The following is a 425-nucleotide window of genomic DNA, read 5'->3' on the forward strand; positions in this document are numbered from 1 at the left end:
TAGTAGTCGTTCAGCTCCCCGATTTTTCCTATGGCAGGGTTGCTATCAGGCGTTTTAGCATAGTAGCCCGCCCATGTTCTGAGTATAAGAAGCTCCCTCAGGGCCGGGATTATCCTGGTGAAGTAGTAGCTCACCTCGCGCATGAACTCATAGGTCGGATTGAGGTCGTAGGTCGGCCCCAGCTCGTAGCCGACGCCTCCAACAACGCCGCCGTGGCTGGTCTGGGTCAGATAAGCGTGGCCGTACTTGAAGGAAATGACCATCGGCTTTATCGCGCCCTTCCTTATTGGCTGCGTTATCACCGCCTGATGTTTGTAAGGCTCTATCGGAATAGGAGTCTTTATTCCGGCCATTGCGTTGATTAGCTTGGCCCACGCGTTGGTGGCGTTAACGACGATGCCCGTCTTGATAACTCCCCTGTTGGT

1 protein-coding gene is annotated in these 425 nt (G+C 54.1%); it reads right to left on the bottom strand.

Features of this window, described 5'->3' with window-relative positions; genetic code table 11:
* The coding region (locus E3E29_RS11430) for an FAD-binding oxidoreductase (RefSeq protein ID WP_167911108.1) at positions 1-425 on the bottom strand (425 nt) is incomplete at both ends.

Source organism: Thermococcus sp. Bubb.Bath, assembly GCF_012027595.1.
Taxonomy (GTDB): Archaea; Methanobacteriota_B; Thermococci; order Thermococcales; family Thermococcaceae; genus Thermococcus.